We start from the raw sequence: 18,249 nt of genomic DNA, 5'->3' as shown, positions 1-18,249 counted from the left end.
GAGATCACGGCATAAGCCGTAAAGCCATTGCGCAGGGAAGGCCGGGTGTTCTCCGCTGCCCTGTATGCTCGTGTGCACTTTGTTTTGTGCAAACCGCACGCGAGACCGCGGGTGCAGCGCGCACCCGGTCTTCCCTGCGCCCTCTCATTGGAGGGCAAGGAATTTCTGGCAAAGCTCGGGCGTAATGCGTCGCGAGATCGCTAAACTGTGTTTAGACCAAGGTGCAGCAACAAACACCGCCGTCGTCCCGGCCTTGAGCCGGGACCCATACTCCGCGGCCCCGATTGCTGAAAAAGAAAGATAACGACTACGGTGCTAAACAATTCCCGCCGGTGGCTATGGGTCCCGGCTCAAGGCCGGGACGACGAGTAGTGGGGATGCGAAAGCGTGCCAGGGCCGCACCCCGGCGGGCTTTGGTTTCGGAACTTCAACGGTTACCATGGGTTTTGGATAACGTTGCCGCCTCGCGGGGCGCCGGACGGATGTGAGGCTAGGCCGTGTCGCTACGAAACCTGAACACCTACCGGAAAAAACGCGATTTCGAGAAGACCAGCGAGCCCTCCGGCGACGTCAAGGTGGCGCCGTCGAAGCAGCGGCGGTTCGTGATCCAGAAGCATGACGCGACCCGGCTGCACTACGATCTCCGGCTGGAGTTCGACGGCGTTTTCAAGTCGTGGGCGGTGACGCGTGGTCCCTCGCTCGATCCGCACGACAAGCGGCTCGCGGTCGAGGTCGAGGACCATCCGCTCGATTACGGTGATTTCGAAGGCACCATTCCGGATGACCAATATGGCGGCGGGACCGTGCAGCTCTGGGACCGCGGCTATTGGGAATCCGACGACCCCGAGCGCGGCTTCAAGAAGGGCGACCTGAAATTCAACCTGCAGGGCGAGAAGCTGCATGGCAGCTGGGTGCTGGTGCGGATGAAGGGCGACCGCTATGGCGGCAAGCGCACCAACTGGCTGCTGATCAAGCATCGCGACGAATTCGTCAAGGAAGGGGACGACAACGATATCCTCGACGAGGACAAATCGGTCGCGTCGGGCCGCTCGATGGATCAGATTGCGAACGGCAAGGGGAGGGCGCCAAAGCCGTTCATGCTGGCGAAGGGCGGCAAGACCAAAGCGGATGCGGTGTGGCATTCCAACCGCGGCGATGCGGCGGAAGCGCGGGCGCAGGGAAAAACATCGATCAAGACGTCGATCGCGCGGTCCGCGCCTCTAACGAAGGCGCCCGCCGCCGCCAAGGCGAAGAAGATTGACGCGATGCCGGATTTCGTCGCGCCGCAACTTTGCGCCTCGGCCGAAAGCCCACCCAATTCGGACGGCTGGTGCCACGAGATCAAATTCGACGGCTACCGCATGCAATTGCGGGTCGAGGATGGCGACGCCGTCCTGAAAACCCGTAAAGCACTGGACTGGACGGAAAAGTTCGGCGCCATCGCCAAGGAGGCGACATCGCTGCCGGATGTGCTGATCGACGGCGAAATCGCGGCGCTCGACCACCACGGCGTACCGCATTTCTCGACGCTGCAGGCCGCAATCTCCGACGGCAAAACCGGCGCCCTGATCTTCTTCGCGTTCGATCTGCTGTTCGCCGGCGGTGAGGATCTACGCGGCCTCCCGCTTGGCGAGCGCAAGGCGCGCCTGAAGCAGCTTCTGGAAGCCAGGAAGCGCAAGGGCCGTCTGATTCAGTACGTCGCGCATTTCGAGGAAAGCGGCGATTCCGTCCTGGAAGCCGCCAACAAATTGGCGCTTGAAGGCATCATCTCCAAGAAGCTGGATGCGCCGTATCGATCCGGGCGGTCCGAAAGTTGGACCAAATCCAAGACCCGCGCCGGACACGAGGTGGTGCTGGGCGGCTGGAAGACCACCAACGGCAAATTCCGCTCGCTGATGGCCGGCGTCTATCGCGAAGGTCATCTCGCCTTTGTCGGCCTCGTGGGCACCGGCTTTGGGCAGGATACGGTCCGGCGCATCATGCCGGCGCTGAAGTCGGCGAGTTCAGACAAGAGCCCGTTTGGCGGCAAGGACGCGCCGAAGAAGACCCGCGACGTGCATTGGCTGAAGCCTGAACTCGTTGCCGAGATCGAGTTCGCGGGGTGGACCGACGGCGGCAACATCAGGCAGGCGGCGTTCAAGGGGCTGCGGCAGGACAAGCCGGCAAATGAGGTTGAAGCGGAGAAGCCTGTCATGACCAAGGCGGCAAAACCTTTGATCAGATCCGGCAAGTCGTCGGCCAGCAAATCCGCTGAGGTGATGGGCGTCGTCATCTCAAAACCCGACAAGGCGCTGTGGCCCGACGGCGGGGACGGCAAGGGCGTGACCAAGCTCGATCTTGCGCGTTATTTCGAGGCGGTCGGCGAATGGATGATCGGCTATCTCAAGGGACGGCCGTGCTCGGTGGTTCGCGCGCCCGATGGCATCAAGGGAGAGACGTTCTTTCAGCGTCATGGCATGCCGGGCAAGTCGGAGCTGCTCGAACTCGTCAAGGTCTCCGGCGACCGCAAGCCGTACCTGCAGATCGATCGCATCGAGGGCCTTGCTGCGGTAGCCCAAAGCGGCGGGCTCGAACTGCATCCCTGGAATTGCGCGCCTGATGCGCCAGATGTGCCCGGCCGGCTGGTGTTCGATCTCGACCCCGCGCCCGATGTCGAATTTGCTGACGTGATCGAGGCCGCCAAGGAGATGCGGCAGCGGCTGACTGCCGTGGGCCTCGAGAGCTTCTGCAAGACCACCGGCGGCAAGGGACTGCACGTGGTGACGCCGCTGCTCCACGGGCCTAAGGACAAGGTGACGTGGAAGGAAGCGAAGGCGTTCGCGCAGGGCGTTTGCCAGTGGATGGCGAACGACGATCCCGAGCGCTATCTGCTCAACATGTCGAAGAAGCAGCGCCAGGGAAAGATCTTCCTCGACTATCTGCGCAACGACCGGATGTCGACCGCGGTCGCCGTGCTGTCGCCGCGCGCGCGCGAGGGCGCTACGGTTTCAATGCCGCTGACCTGGGCGCAGGTGCGCGGCGATCTCGATCCAAAGAAATACACCGTGCGCACGGTGCCGGCGTTACTGGCCAAAACCAAGGCGTGGCAGGGCTATGATGAGGCGGCGGCGTCGATCAAGGCGGCGATGAAAAAGCTGGCGGGGAAGTGATGGAGGGCAGCGAACACAGCCAAGTCGTCATGCCCGGCCTTGTGCCGGGCATCCACGTCTTTGCCAAGCTCAAGCAAGGAAGACGTGGATGGCCGGGACAAGCCCGGCCATGACGGAAAATCTCTTTACTCAGAGATCACAGCTTCCCGAGCAACAACAATATCAGCAGGATCACGATCACCAGCCCGAGGCCGCCGCCACCGTAATAGCCGGTGCCGTAGAACGGTCCGCCGCCGATGCCGGAAAAGCCGCCGAGAAGGGCGATGATAAGAATGATCAGGATGATTGTTCCGAGTGACATGTAGTTCTCCTCAGCCCGGCATTGGGCGCCTGTTTGCCTTGCCCTCAACCGGAAAAACAAATGGCAGGTGTGAAAGTTCCGCCTATTGCAGTGCACATATCGCGCCCGCCTCTTCCTTTCGAACGGAACGGAATTACATCCGAAAGATCAGACCCGAGGATTTGTCCAATGTCCGCACCGCTGGTCGTTTCCATTCCGCACAGCCTCGGCCGCGAAGAAGCCATGCGCCGTCTCAAAACAGGTTTATCGCGCGCTGCGTCGAGCGTGCCGATGCTGAGCGTCGATGAGGAGCGATGGGAAGACAACCGCATGGTCTTTCGCGTCCGCGCGCTCGGGCAGGCGGCTGCCGGGCATGTCGATGTCGCCGACGATCATGTGAAGGTCGAGGTCGTGTTGCCGTGGCTGCTGCAGCGCTTCGCCGAAGTGGCCCAGGCCGCGATCCGGAGTCGCGGCAATCTGTTGTTGACCAAGAAGAACTAGGGCGTTGGTATCAAGCGCCTGCGCTTTGGCGCACGCTGCGCCGCGCCGTGATATCTGGCCTTCAGCACGGCCACAGGCAGGTGCGCCAACAGGTCGGACAACCGCAATTGTGAGGCATCGGCGTCGGCAAAGCCTTCCGCCGAATAACCGGTGACGTCGAGGGTGGCATCATGGCTTTCGGCGCGGGGCCACGCCCGGCCACTCTCGGAGAACGCGGCGGACGATTTCGTGACGACGACGATTGCGGCCTCGCGGCCGCGACGGCGGGCAAAGGCGATAAAGTGGTCGCGATGAGGTCCGCTGATATCCAGTGGCTGATAATCGCCGTTGGTGAAGACATCGGCGAGCCCAGTGCGCAATTTGAGGAGATGCCGCGTCCAGGCCAGTTTCAACTTGCCGCTCGGCCAATCCTGCACCAGCTGGTCCCAGTCCGGTGTCTGCAGTGAAGCGAGCAGGTGGGCACGTTTGGCAAAGTCGACTGGCCGCCGGTTGTCGGGATCGACGAGCGAGAAATCCCAAAGCTCGGTACCCTGATAGAAATCGGGGACGCCCGGCATCGTTGCCTTCAACGTGATCTGGCTCAGTGAGTTCAAGGCGCCTAATAGCGATACGCGCCGCGCCAGCGCATCAAGCGCGTCCAGAAACTCGGCGGAAATGGAGCGGTCCAGAATGCGCGCGATGAAGGTCTTCAGTCCCGCTTCATAAGCCGCGTGCGGATTGAGCCAGCTGGTCTCTTCCTTGCCCTCGCGCGCCGCCTTCAGCGCATAGGCCTGCATCCGCTCCAGGAACCCCTCGTCGTCCGGCTGCCAGGCGCCCAGCAGGACCTGATAGAGCATGTATTCGAATGTCGCCGACGGCGCCCGCATCTCGCCGTCGATGACCAGATGGGGCGCGTTGAGAACCTTCCACCGCGCCACGGCGCTGGTCCACTCGCCATGGATCTCGGACAGCGCCATGATCCGGGCGCGGGCGTCCTCGCCCCGCTTGGTGTCATGCGTTGCGGTCGCGGTCATGCCATGCGGCCATTCCCCGGCGCGCGTCTGCATGACCTGATGAAAATCGTCGACGGAGAGCGCCCTGGCAGATGGGTCGCCGCCGACCTCGTTGAGTGCGAGCAGGCGGTGGTAGCGATAGAACGTGGTGTCCTCGAGCGATTTGGCCATCATCGGCCCGGTGAATTGCTGCACCTTCAGCGCAAATCGCCGCACGCGCGGCGCGCTGTGTGGCGGCCGGCCGGGCTTGAGCAGGTCCATGGTCAGGGTGTCGCGCAGGAATTCGAAAATGCCGTCATCGGCCGCGAACCAGTCGGCGCGTGCCTTCTGGAGGGTCTGCGAGATCAGCGCACGGTCATGGGCGTTCGGACCCGACGACGTCAAATAGGTCCGGTAGACCGGGAAATGCAGCACGTAGAGTTCCAGCGCCTGTCGCAGGCTGTCGGCGGAATAGTCCCGTGTCGAGTAGTGTCCGCTGGCGATGCGCGCCAGGAGGCGCGTCAGCACCGTGAATTCGCTGGTCAGCAGGGTTTCGAGCACCCGGCGCTTGGCCTCCTTCAGGATCGGCTCGAGTTTCGGCGACTGGCTGCTGATCTGGCGAAAGATTTCGCTGAGCGGTTCGAGACCATTGCCGTCGACCAGCGCTTGCGTAATCGTGTTCATCCACTCGTAGCCGGTGGTACCGTGAACCCCGATGAAGGAGGGCAACTTCTCGTCTTCGCCGAGAATCTTCTCGATCACCATGTAAAATGGCTTGCTGCCCTGCGCGCCGCGGATCAGGCGGCGCAGGCGCTGAAAATATTGGACGGGATCGCGCAGGCCGTCGATATGGTCGAGCCGCAGGCCCTGCAGCTTTCCTTCCGTGATCAGCCGTCTGACGAGTTGATGGATGGCCTCAAAGGTGCCGGCGTCCTCGACGCGCAATCCCGCGAGCGAATTGACGTCGAAGAAGCGGCGGTAGTTGATGTCGCTGGAGGCAAGCCGCCAGTGACCGAGCTTGTAATGCTGGCGTTCGAGAAGGTGGTGCAGCGCCAGCGTCTGAGCGGGACGATCCGGTCCGGCGCGATAGGCGTCGATCCCGTGCGTGATGGCCGCAGTGCTTCCGGCGATCGCCCGCAACTCCGCCTTGAACGCCGGGGCTTCCTTCCGGTTGGGGCGGCGCAGCCCGTGGTAGCGTGCGGCGAGGGCGAGGATGTCCTTGCCGGCTGGACGATCTTCGGCGCCTGCTTCTCTGACGACGGTTCGCAGGATTTCGCTGTAGCGCTCGGGTGCGATCGGCAGCCGATGCTCGAAATACCATGCCGAAAAGCTGCCTTCGTTGGCATCGTAGCGCAGTTCGATCTCGCCGCTTTCCAGCGCCTGACCGTAGGATGAACCGATGATCGGCAGCAGCACGCCGCCGCGCGCGCGATACGGCAGCAGTTCCCAGTCAATATCGAAGGATGCCGCGTGCGGCGAGGCTTGGCCCCATTCCAGCACGTCGAGCCACCACGGATTGTCCGCAAAGTGCACGCCGACATGGTTGGGCACGAAGTCGAGGATCAATCCGAGATCGTATTTCCGCAGCGCCGCACTCAACCGTTCGAAGCCGGCTTCGCCGCCGAGCTCGGGATTGAACCTTGTGTGATCGGTGATGTCGTAGCCGTGCGTGCTGCCCTTGCGCGCCGTCATGAAGGGCGAAGCGTAGAGATGCGTGATCCCGAGCGCCGCAAGATACGGGACGACGGAAGCGGCCGCGTCGAAATCGAAATCCGCCGAAAGCTGCAGGCGGTAGGTCGCGATCGGGATCGCCGGGGGCATTTTCCTATCCGATGCGCCAGTGCACCGACCATGGCGGGACGCGCTCTCCCAACTCGCTGCCCCAGATCAGGGTTCCCTTGAATTCACCTGAAGTATTGGCGATCTCCAGGTCTGACAGGTTGGCGAGCAGACGAAGCGTGGCGCCATCGCCCATGCGCCAACTGGCCGTCAGCAGGCCATTGCCGGCGGCCTTTGCTTCGCCGAACGCCGCGCCTGCGAGGCGAGGGACGATCTCTCGCCTGCGGATCGCCAGCATCTGCTGCACGGTTGACTGCCGTCGTTGTGCCGCCGGCTCGGCACGTTCATTCCAGTCGAGCACAGCCGATTGGAAGGTGGATGGCGCCAACGCGTCGGGGACCTCGTCGCCATATTCGGCGTAGGCCCAGGCGTATTCGCTGCGGCGGCCCTTGCGGACCGCGTCCGCAAGATCGCCCTTGAAATCACAGAAGAATGGGAAGGGAGTTTTCGAGCCCCATTCCTCCCCCATGAACAGCATCGGGATCGCAGGGGCCAACAGCATGACGGCGAGGGCCGCTTCGATGGCTTCCGGACGCGCTACGCCTTCGAGCCGGTCGCCAAAGGCGCGGTTGCCGACCTGGTCGTGGTTCTGCAGGAAATTGATGAAAGCCGTCGGTGCGAGCTTGCCGCTCGGTTCGCCGCGCCTGCCGCCGCGAAATTCCGAAATTTCACCCTGGTAGACAAACCCTGAGGATAGCGATCTGGTGATGTCGCCCAGCGGCGAACGCTGATAGTCGCAATAATAGCCCTGCTTTTCGCGGGTCATCAGCACGCGCCAGGCGTGATGATAATCATCGTTCCACTGCGCGCGATATTTGCCGCGCGGCAGGTCCTGCGCAGCGTCCAGTATGCTGGCGCGGTTGTCGCCGTTTTCCAGCACCAGATGAATGTGCCGACCGGTTGCCGCGGCGAGCTGGCCCACAGCCATGCTGAGATCGTGCAGCAGCGAGAGCCCACCCGGTTCGACGATGCTGTTCACCGCATCCAGCCGCAATCCGTCGAAGCGATAATCGCGCAGCCAATGCAGCGCATTCTCGATCGCGAAGGCGCGCACTTGCGGCACGCGGTAATCGATCGCACTGCCCCACGGGGTGTGGGCCTCCGTAAAGAACCCCGGCGCGTAACGGCCGAGATAATTTCCCTCGGGGCCGAAATGGTTATAGACCACGTCGAGAAACACCATCAGGCCGCGCAGATGCGCCTCGTCGATCAGCGCCTTGAGATCCTCAGGCCGGCCATAGGCGCTGTCGGGCGCATACCACAGCACGCCGTCATACCCCCAGTTGCGGCTGCCGGCGAAGTCCGCCAGCGGCAGCAATTCCAGCGCGGTGATGCCGGTCTGCACGAGATGATCGAGCCTCCCGATCATGGCGCGATAGCTGCCGTCCGGCGTGAAGGTTCCGACATGAGCCTCGAGGATGACGGCTTCCTGCCAGGGCCGCCCGCGCCACTCCGTCGTGCGCCACGGAAAGGCGGCGTGGTCGATCACCTCGCTCGGACCGAAGACGTCCTCGGGCTGAAAATCGGCCGCGGGGTCGGGGATATCGATCTCGTCGTCGATGCGGAATTTGTAGCGGGCGCCCGATTTCGCGCCCGGGATATTGGTGGAAAACCATCCACCGTCGCCGCCCTGCATCGCATGGGGTTGTTGCAGCAGCAGATCGACGCGCTTGGCCGCCGGCGCCCACAGGCGAAAGCGCGCGCCGTCTTTCGTCAGCTTTGGGCCAAATTGTCGGTCATTCATGCTGAGCCCGCAAAGGCGAGCACCGAGCGCGGCGGCGCCTTCAGGTTGGCGCCCGCGGCGAAGTCGGCCGTCGCTTGTGCGTTTTCGGTGGTATTCAGCACCCGCTGCCAACTCTTGTAGTTGCTCATCTTGGGCAATTTGAATGCGATCTCTTCGGGGGCGGCGTTCAGAACGATAAAGATCGGCGCTTGTCCTTGTTCCATCGGTCCGAGCACATAGGCGAGGAATCGTCCTTCCGGAAACTTCCAGTCGGATTCCTTCATTTCCTCGGCCGCCGGCGTCAGCCACAGCACGCCGTAGGAGCCGTCGGCGCGACGGCCGTCGAGCCAGCGCTGGCAGCGGATCTGGCCGAACCGCCGGCGCAGGCCGGTCAAATGGCCGATGAAATCGGTGAGGTCCTCGCCTTCCTTGCCGAGGTTTTCCCAACCAACCCAGCCGATCTCGTTGTCCTGGCAATAAGCGTTGTTGTTGCCGCTTTGCGAGTTGCCGACTTCATCGCCGGCCAGCATCAGCGGCGTACCCTGCGCGAGCATCAGGCACGCCAGCTGGTTCTTGCGGAGCTGGCGGCGTAACGCAATGATCGCAGCGTCATCGGTAGGGCCTTCATGCCCGCAATTGTTGCTGTCGTTGTGGCTGGAGCCGTCGCGGTTGTCTTCGCCATTGGCCTCGTTGTGCTTCTCGTTGTAGCTGAACAGATCCGCCAGCGTGAAGCCGTCATGAACGGTGATGTGATTGATGCCGGCGCGCGGGGCGCGATTGTCATGGTGAAACAGGTCGGAGGAAGCGGTCATGCGGCTCGATATTTCGCCGATCAGGCTGCCTTCGCCGCTCCAGTAGCGCCGCATCGCGCTGCGATATCGGTCGTTCCATTCCGACCATTGCGACGGGAACGCGCCGACCTGATAGCCGCCCAAACCGAGATCCCAGGGTTCGGCGACCAGTTTGACGGTTGCCAGCACCGGATCCTGCCGCACGGCGGTGAGGAAGGCGGCGTTGCGGTCGTAACCGTTCGGCCCGCGCGCCAGCGTGGTGGCGAGATCGAAGCGGAAGCCGTCGACGTGGCAGACCTCGACCCAATAGCGCAGTGAATCCATCACCATTTGCAGCACGCGCGGATGGGTCAGATTGACCGAACTGCCGCAGCCGGTGAAGTCGTCATAGAAGCGCCGATTGTCCGGCTTGAGCCAGTAATAGGACGCGTTGTCGATGCCGCGAAACGACAGCGTCGGGCCGAGATGATTGCCTTCGGCGGTGTGATTGTAGACGACGTCGAGCATCACCTCGATGCCGGCATCGTGCAGCCGCGCCACCGTGGTGCGGAACGCATCGAGCGGATTGTCCTGCGCGTAGCGCCCTTCGGGCGCGAAGAACGCCAGTGTGTTGTAGCCCCAGTAGTTGACCAGCTTCTTTTCGACCAGCACGCGGTCGTCGATCAGCCCGTGGACCGGCAGCAAGTCGATGGTGGTGACGCCAAGGCGCTTGAGGTGATCGATCATCGCAGGCGAGGCGAGCCCGCTATAGGTGCCGCGCAGGCCCGGCGGCACGTCGTCGCGCTTCTGCGTCAGGCCCTTGACGTGGGCCTCGTAGATGATGGTGTCTTCCCAGGAAATGTTGGGGCGCATCTCGCGGCGGCCCCAATTGAAGGTCTCGTCGACCACGACCGCTTTGGGCATGCCGCGGGCGTTGTCGCGCCGGTCGAAGGAGAGATCCTCGCGCGAACTGCCGGCCCGATAGCCGAAATGCGCGTCGCTCCAGACCAGCCGGCCGGCCAGCCGCCTTGCATAGGGATCGAGCAGCAGCTTGTTGGCGTTGAAGCGGTGCCCGTGCTCGGGATGGTAGGGCCCGTGGACCCGATAGCCGTAGAGCTGCCCGGGCGAGACGTCGTTGAGATAGCCGTGCCAGACATCCTCGGTTCGTTCGGGCAATTCAATGCGCTCGAGCTCGCGGCGGCCCTGGCCGTCGAACAGGCAAAGCTCGACCTTCTCTGCGTTGGCCGAGAACAGCGCAAAATTGGTGCCTCTTCCGTCCCAGCTTGCGCCGAGACGTGAGGGCGTTCCCGCGGTCAGGCGCATGCGTCAGCTTTCCGGTACGAGAAAGATCGCGGCCAGCGGCGGAATGGTCAGGTTGAGTTCGGGGATGTTGCCCTCCAGCGTCCGGACCTCGCCGATATTGCCGACATTGCTGCCGCCATAATGCGCGGAGTCCGAATTGAACACTTCTTTCCATTTGCCGGCAAACGGCACACGTACCCGGTAATCGTAGTAGACGTTGGGCGAGAAGTTCACGACCACGAGGCAGCGCGCTCGCGGATCAAGGCCCTTGCGGACCCAGGCAAAGACGTTGCCGCCGGAATCATGGGTGATGACCCATTCGAAGCCCGGCTGGCTGCAATCCAGCTCGTGCAGCGCCGGCACCGTGCGATAGAGGTGGTTGAGGTCGCGGACCAGGCTGTGGATGCCGGCATGCCTTGGCTGTTGCAGCAGGTGCCAATCCAGCGAGTGATCGTGATCCCACTCGCGCTCCTGGCCGAATTCGCAGCCCATGAACATCAGCTTCTTGCCGGGATGGCCGAACATGAAGCTGTAATAGGCGCGCAAATTCGCAAAACGCTGCCAGTCGTCGCCGGGCATCCGTCCCAGGATCGAGCGTTTGCCGTGCACGACTTCGTCATGCGACAGCGGCAGGATGAAGTTTTCCGAGAACGCATATTGCAGGCCGAACAGGATGTCGCCGTGATGGAATTTGCGGTGGATCGGATCCTTGCCGATATATTTCAGCGTGTCGTGCATCCAGCCCATGTTCCACTTGTAGCCGAAGCCAAGCCCGCCATATTCGACCGGGCGGGAGACTTGCGGCCATGCGGTGGATTCCTCCGCCGCGGTGGTGGCGTCCGGGAAGCGTCCGAACACTTCGGTGTTGAAGCGGCGCAGAAAGCCGATGGCTTCGAGATTTTCCCGCCCGCCAAGCTGGTTCGGAATCCATTCGCCGGCGGGCCTGGAGTAGTCGAGATAGAGCATCGAGGCGACCGCATCGACGCGCAGCCCGTCGATGGCGTAGCGTTCCAGCCAGAACAGCGCGTTCGACACCAGGAAATTCACCACTTCGGTGCGGCCGTAATTGTAGATCAGCGTGCCCCAGTCGAGATGGCGGCCCTGCAAGGGGTTGGCGTGCTCGTACAATGCGGTGCCGTCGAAATGGCCGAGGCCATGGGGATCGTCGGGGAAGTGTCCGGGCACCCAGTCCAGCAGCACGGCAATGCCCTCGCGATGGAAGGCATCGACCAGCGCGGCAAAATCCTCCGGCGTGCCGAACCGGCTGGTCGGTGCGAACATGCCGGTCGGCTGATAGCCCCACGAGCCGTCGAACGGATGTTCGCTGATGGGTAGAAGTTCTACATGGGTAAATCCGAGATTCCTGACATAGGCCGGAAGCTGCTCGGCGAGTTCGCGGTAGGTCAGCCAATCGTTGCTGCCCTTGCGCCGCCATGAACCGAGATGAACCTCGTAAATCGACATCGGCACGTTCAACGCATTCATGCCAACCGGTGCCGGGCGCGGACGCGGCAGATTGGCCTGGTCGAAAACGATCGAGGCGGTCTTGGGACGCACTTCGGCGGCAAAGGCGACCGGATCGGACTTCAGCGGCAAATGCTGTCCGTTGGGTTCGATGATGTCGAACTTGTAGTGGTCGCCGACGCTGGCGTGGGGAATGAACAGCTCCCAATAGCCGACGCCGCGCACCCGCATCGGGTGCCGGCGCGGATTCCAGTAGTTGAAATCGCCGACCACGCTGACGCCGCGGGCGTTCGGCGCCAGCACGACAAAGGCCACGCCCTCGACGCCTTCCAGCGTCATCGGATGGGCGCCGAGCTTGTCGTAGATGCGCTGATGGGTGCCTTCGCCGAGCAGGTAAAGGTCGAAGTCGCTCAGGACGGGCGGAAAACGGTAGGGGTCGTCGAGTTCGACCAGTTTGTCGCCGAACCGGGCGCGCAATTGATAGCGCGTAGAGCCGTTCGGCAGCGCACCGGCAAATAGCCCGGCATCATGGATCCGCGCCAGCGGCGCCCGTTCACCATGTTCTCCGATTGCCTCGACATTGGAGGCCTCCGGCAGGAACGCACGAACGATCTTGCGGTCGCCCTCGGTATGGAGACCGAGATAATGGAAGGGGTCGGTGTGATTGCCCTGGATGATCGCATAGGCCTCGGCGGGTAGCTTGGTCATAAGGCCTCAAGCGACTGTTGCGGCAAAATACGGAGCATTCCGGTCAAGGCCGTTCGTAGCCAATCCGGCCGGTAGGATAGTTCATATTCGATCTCGTAGCATGCCTTCTCCAGCAGGAAGAAGTTGAGCATCGACTCGGCAGCTTCAGGGTCGGCTGGCCAAAGGCGCTTGTTAACCATGGCTTCGCGATAGGCGGCCAGGAACGCGGCGGTCGCCCGATTGCGCCACTCCGCGAGCGCAGCCCCGAGCCTGCCGTTTTCATCGTGGGCCACCTTGAGCGCCCGCTCAAGGGCAGCAGTCGTCGAATAATCGATCGAACGGATCATGCTGGCGACGTCGCGCGCCGCGGGCGCCTTGCGCCGACGCTCGGCGATGGAGCGCCGCGGATCGCCGTCGAAATCGACGATGAAGATGTCGTCCTTGACGATCAGCAGCTGGCCAAGATGGAAGTCGCCGTGATGGCGGATATTGAGCCCGGCGTTTTCTTGCGGCAACAGCGCCTTCAGCCGATCGGGCAGGCCGGATTGCTGGGCCAATAGCTGATCGACCAGCGGACGATCCGCCTCTTTCAGCGTATCGCGTCGCTGCTTCAGCGTGTCGAAGACGCGCTCGACGCGGGCCAGGGTGTCGCCGAACCAGCGCTGGACATCCTCGTGCTTGATGGGCTCCGGCACGAAGTCGGGAAGCTCATTATTGCTTGCCAGTGCGACATGCATCTCGGCGACGCGCCGGCCGGCCTGCGACATGTAGCGCAGAAAAGAGACCTGATCCTCGCTTTCCCTGACACGCTCGCTTGCCGCCAGCAGGCGCTGCTCGTCGACGAAGCGGTCGAGATAGGCCGCGGTCACGGTCCAGGCGTCGCCCTGGTTGGCGACGAAAGCATGCAGGACGCCGATAGCGTTTCGTTCGTCGCCGTCAATCAGTTCGACGCTGCCGAGCAGCGCCGGCGTGTTGGCATAGCCGGCGATCTCGGTCAGAAAACGGCCCATCTCGATCTCGGGACTGATGCCGGCCTGCAGCGTGCGGTAGATCTTGACGACGTAATCGTCATCCACCTGCGCAGTACTGTCGACCCGCTCGGTCTCGATCGTGCGGATGTGTTCGGGCTGCTTGATCGCCTTATCGGAGAAACGGCTGGTCGGCCGGAATTCCAGCTTCAAACCCTGCTCGCTTTCGTCGACGAGTAGCGACTCCTTGAGGTTTCGCAGCAAGATCGCGATGAAAATCTGGTCGTTGGCGACGTCGAGCAATGTTCCTTCACGGGCGCCCTGACGCACGGCGGCCAGCGCGCGCGGGTTATAGCGCTCGCGGTCGAAGCGCACCCATTCGATCTGCAACGGCAGCACGTAGCGCGTGGTGACGCCGCGTTGCGTCGACTTGAAGAAGGCGAGCCATGGCCTGTTATCGCCGATATCGCAGAACGGGATCGCCGAAATCAGCGTCGGCTGGATGGCCTTGGCCGATCGCTCCGGGTACCAGCGCGTCCGCGCCAGATGCCCGGGCAGCACGTCGCGTTCGAACACGCCGCGGGTGCGCGCCAGAGATACCCAGGTCGCGCCCAGCGGCACCACCAGCGTTTCGAATTCGGGCACCGCCCGCTGCACCACCGGCTCGGACTTGTCGCGCTCCTGCAGCTCGAACCAGTAGAAGCCGTACGGCGCCAGCGTGATCATGTAGGGCAGTTCGCCGATCGCGGGGAAGCGCGTGCGGCCGAGCATCTCCAGGGGAATCCGGTCCTTCCACGGGGAGAGATCGAGTTCGGTGGCCTGTGCGGAGCGCGACAAATTGGCGACGCAGAGAATGGCCTCGTCCTCGTACTGGCGCACATAGCACAGCACCGAGCGGTTTTCCGGGCGGATGAACGTCATGGTGCCGCGGCCGAAAGCCAGTGTCGATTTGCGGACCGCGATCAGCCGTTTGGTGGCTGACAGCAGCGACGACAGGCTGCGCGACTGCGCCTCGACGTTGACGGATTCATAACCGTAGACGGGATCCATGATGGTGGGCGCATAAAGCCGCGCCGGATCGGCGCGCGAGAACCCGCCATTGCGGTCCGGCGTCCATTGCATCGGCGTGCGCACGCCGTTGCGATCGCCGAGATAGATGTTGTCGCCCATGCCGATTTCGTCGCCGTAATAAATGATCGGCGTGCCCGGGAACGACAGCAGCAGCGAGTTCATCAGCTCGATCTTGCGCCGGTCATTGTCCATCAGCGGCGCCAGGCGCCGGCGGATGCCGACATTGATGCGGGCGCGGGGGTCGTTGGCGTAGGTCGACCACAGGTAATCGCGCTCGACGTCGGTGACCATTTCCAGCGTCAGCTCGTCATGGTTGCGCAGGAACAGCGCCCATTGGCAATTGCTCGGAATGTCAGGTGTCTGCCGCAGGATGTCGGTGATCGGAAAGCGGTCTTCCTGGGCGATCGCCATGTAGATGCGCGGCATCAGCGGGAAGTGATAGGCCATGTGGCATTCATCGCTGCGGCCGAAATATTCCTGCACGTCCTCGGGCCATTGGTTGGCCTCCGCCAGCAACACCTTGCCTTTGGCATAGGCGTCGAGCTCGGTGCGCAGCCGCTTGATGATGGCGTGGGTCTCGGGCAGGTTCTCGTTGTTGGTGCCGTCGCGCTCGCACAGATAAGGAATGGCATCGAGGCGGAAACCGTCGACGCCGGTATCGAGCCAGCGCTTCATCACCTTTACCAGCGCACTGACCACGCGCGGATTGTCGAAATTGAGATCCGGCTGGTGCGCGAAGAAGCGATGCCAGTAGAACTGGCCGGCTTCCGGGTCCCAGGTCCAGTTCGACTTCTCGGTATCGGTGAAGATGATCCGCGTGCCCTGGTATTTCTGGTCGGTATCGCTCCAGACATACCAGTTGCGCGCGCTCGAATCCGGGCCGCTGCGCCGGGCGCGCTTGAACCAGTCGTGCTGGTCGGAGGTGTGATTGACGACGAGCTCGGTGATGACGCGCAGGCCGCGCCGCTTGGCTTCCTGGATGAAGCGCCGGAAATCCTTCATCGTCCCGAAATCGGGATTGATGTCGCCATAGTCGGCGATGTCGTAGCCGTCATCACGCCCGGGTGAGGGGTAGAACGGCAACAGCCAAAGCGTGGTGACGCCGAGGTCCTGCAGGTAACCCAGCTTCTCCGTCAGTCCTGCGAAATCGCCGATGCCGTCATTGTTGCTGTCGGCAAAGGCCTTGACGTGGAGCTGATAGATAATGGCATCCTTGTACCAAAGCTCATCGTCGCTGGACTCGACGGCTGGCACCTCGCTTGCATCGATCGCAAAGCTGCCGCCGTCATTCAGCGGATCGGCAGCATCGAATCGGTAGGAGACGCCGGCCTTGGAGCTTTCGCCGGTTTGGACTTTTTTGTTCACGGTGATGCCATAGCCATGGAAACGACGCCCCCGTTTCACTTGCGAGAAAGGAGACGTTCCGAACATATGTAAAAAGCCGCTCGGCCGACTTTGGTTCCCCTGGAACCGATCAAGGGGCTGAGCGTTAGACACCGTCTATCCCCTTCCTGTATTTGGACAATTTCGCGACGCCTCTGAGACGTTTGCGTGCAAACCGCGTGCCGAATGGACCTTTTCGCTCAAGCTAACAGCCAGGGAATCCAGACCGAATTCGTGGACGGTCAGGGTCACCGCCGTGTGACTGATACGGCCGCCCTCAAAATTATCCTCGATGCCTTGCCGCCGCAGACCCCGGGCCCGTTCATCGGCGGCCCGGTCGTGGTGCGGTCCGGGCTGCCTGCGCGGACCGGGCTTTCGGCTGCCGCAAGGCTTCCGGTCCGATGGAAAATCGTGGCCGATCACAAGGTTATCGCGGAAGGCGAGGCCGTCGATCGCGTCATTGCCTGGCCGCTGGATCTGCCGCTGGGGGTCCATCGGCTGCAGCTGACCGATGCCGCATCCACCACCGAAGACGTGCCGCTGCTATCGGCGCCGCCAAGGGCTTTTGGCGGCGATTTCGACCGCTGTTGGCTGCTCGCGGTCCAGCTTTACGGCGTCCGCTCGGCGCGCAACTGGGGGATCGGCGACTTCACCGATCTAAAGGGTCTGATCGAACTCGCGAACCATCTGGGCGCCGATGGCGTCGGCCTCAATCCGCTGCATGCCCTGTTCGACGATCGTCCCGGTGATTGCAGTCCGTATTCGCCGAACAGCCGGCTGTTTCTCAACCCGCTCTATGTCGATGTCGAGAACATCCCGGAATTCCGCATCGACGCCGGGACAAGGGATGCGCTGGCGCGGGCCAGAGAAGGCGAAATGATCGACTATGTCGCTGTCGCCGGATTGAAATGGCGCGCACTGCGATCGGCATTCGCCGCCTTCGAAGCCGATGCGACACAAGGGCGCAGGCAGGAGTTCGAAAAATTTCGCGCCGAGCGCGGCTCGCTATTGTCGCACTTCGCCTGCTTCGAGACGCTCCGGCACAAATTCAAAAAGCCCTGGTGGGAATGGCCGGACGAATGGCGGCAACCGGACGACGCCAAATGCGCTGAGCTGCGCAAGGGTCCGGACGCGGCCGAAATCGCGTTTGTCGAATTCGTGCAATGGACGGCCGATCGGCAATTAGCGGCTGCGAAAGACCGCGCGCTTGAGCTCGGCATGAGGGTAGGGCTCTATCTCGACGTCGCCGTCGGCGTGCAAGCCGACGGTTTCGATGCGTGGAACGAACAGGTGGCGATCTCGCGGCATCTCGGCGTCGGCGCGCCGCCCGATCCGCTCAACACCGCCGGCCAGAGCTGGGGCCTTGCCGGCTTCAACGCGACCGGGCTGGAGCTCCAATCGTTCGCGCCCTATCGCGAAATGCTGCGCGCCTCGATGCGGCACGCCGGCGCGATCCGGCTCGACCATGTATTGGGTTTGAAGCGGCTTTATCTGGTGCCGCAAGGCTTCAGCGCCGCCGACGGCGTCTATGTGCCGATGCCGTTCGAGGCGTTACTGGCCGCAACCGCGCAGGAAAGCATCGCGCAGCGCTGCGTCGTGATCGGTGAAGACCTCGGCACCGTGCCGGAGGGTTTTCGCGACCAGATTGCCGGGTGGGGCATCTGGTCCTATCTGGTGATGATGTTCGAGCGCGACGATCACGGCGCGTTCAAAAGCCTCGATCATTACCTCGCCAACGCGCTCGTCACCTTCAATACCCACGATCTGTCGACCTATGCCGGCTGGCGCTCGTTCGGCGACCTCAAGACCAAGCGTGCGCTCGGCATCGATCCCGGCGAAAGCGATGATGCGCGATGGCATGCGCTGGCGATGCTGGACGACGTGCTGCGCCACAACGGCATCGACAAGAACGACCTCTACTCGGTGGCAAATTTCCTCGCGCGGACGCCATCACGGCTGCTCGCGATCGCGCTGGAGGATTTTTTGGGTCTGGTGGACCAGCCCAATATTCCCGGCACGGTCGACGAACACCCGAACTGGCGCCGCCGGCTGCCGGTGCCGCTCGAGCAGATCGCGTCCACGATCGACGTTGCCGCGCTGAAGGCCGCGACACGCGAGCGGTCGCGCGGATAGGTCCGATC

At 62.9% G+C, this 18,249-nt stretch carries 9 protein-coding genes; 3 read left to right on the top strand and 6 right to left on the bottom strand.

The window, feature by feature from the left end:
• Positions 1-497: 497 nt before the first annotated feature.
• Complete coding sequence (ligD, locus tag JQ600_RS26240; protein ID WP_212389863.1) at positions 498-3,149, top strand: DNA ligase D; 2,652 nt, start codon at positions 498-500, stop codon at positions 3,147-3,149.
• 136 nt (positions 3,150-3,285) lie between these two features.
• Here the strand turns inward: ligD and JQ600_RS26235 are convergent, their stop codons facing one another.
• Entirely contained in the window at positions 3,286-3,450 is a 165-nt protein-coding gene (locus tag JQ600_RS26235; RefSeq protein WP_192740124.1) for a DUF3309 family protein, read from the bottom strand.
• A 168-nt stretch (positions 3,451-3,618) separates the two neighbouring features.
• On the opposite strand from JQ600_RS26235, the gene JQ600_RS26230 reads away from it, so the two are divergent.
• A complete protein-coding gene (locus JQ600_RS26230; RefSeq protein ID WP_212389862.1) occupies positions 3,619-3,930 on the top strand; it encodes a polyhydroxyalkanoic acid system family protein in 312 nt (103 codons plus the stop codon).
• On the opposite strand, the gene treY is transcribed toward JQ600_RS26230, so the two are convergent.
• The 5 genes from treY to treS are packed head-to-tail and all read right to left on the bottom strand — an operon-like array spanning position 3,927 to position 15,994.
• Positions 3,927-6,722 carry a malto-oligosyltrehalose synthase gene (gene treY / locus JQ600_RS26225; RefSeq protein WP_212389861.1) on the bottom strand — a complete coding sequence of 932 codons (2,796 nt, stop codon included), beginning with the start codon at positions 6,720-6,722 and terminating at the stop codon, positions 3,927-3,929. The two genes, JQ600_RS26230 and treY, sit on opposite strands and share 4 nt — an antisense overlap.
• A 4-nt stretch (positions 6,723-6,726) precedes the next feature.
• Complete coding sequence (gene treZ, locus JQ600_RS26220) at positions 6,727-8,484, bottom strand: malto-oligosyltrehalose trehalohydrolase (protein ID WP_212389860.1); 1,758 nt, start codon at positions 8,482-8,484, stop codon at positions 6,727-6,729.
• A complete protein-coding gene (gene glgX, locus JQ600_RS26215; protein WP_212266963.1) occupies positions 8,481-10,556 on the bottom strand; it encodes a glycogen debranching protein GlgX in 2,076 nt (691 codons plus the stop codon). Before glgX ends, treZ begins: the two co-directional genes overlap by 4 nt.
• 3 nt (positions 10,557-10,559) lie before the next feature.
• The gene (gene glgB / locus JQ600_RS26210; RefSeq protein WP_212389859.1) at positions 10,560-12,707 is read right to left on the bottom strand and encodes a 1,4-alpha-glucan branching protein GlgB; all 2,148 of its coding nucleotides are present in this window, start codon (positions 12,705-12,707) and stop codon (positions 10,560-10,562) included.
• On the bottom strand, positions 12,704-15,994 hold the full coding sequence (gene treS, locus JQ600_RS26205) for a maltose alpha-D-glucosyltransferase (protein WP_212389869.1): 3,291 nt from the start codon (positions 15,992-15,994) through the stop codon (positions 12,704-12,706). The genes glgB and treS overlap by 4 nt, the downstream gene beginning before the upstream one ends.
• A gap of 300 nt (positions 15,995-16,294) precedes the next feature.
• On the opposite strand from treS, the gene malQ reads away from it, so the two are divergent.
• Positions 16,295-18,241: a 4-alpha-glucanotransferase gene (malQ, locus tag JQ600_RS26200; protein ID WP_212490153.1), complete on the top strand. Its 1,947-nt coding sequence runs from the start codon at positions 16,295-16,297 to the stop codon at positions 18,239-18,241.
• The last annotated feature ends 8 nt before the right edge of the window (positions 18,242-18,249 follow it).

It is taken from the genome of Bradyrhizobium sp. AUGA SZCCT0176 (genome assembly GCF_018130145.1).
GTDB lineage: Bacteria > Pseudomonadota > Alphaproteobacteria > Rhizobiales > Xanthobacteraceae > Bradyrhizobium.
This window is presented reverse-complemented; position numbering and strand designations above follow the sequence as displayed.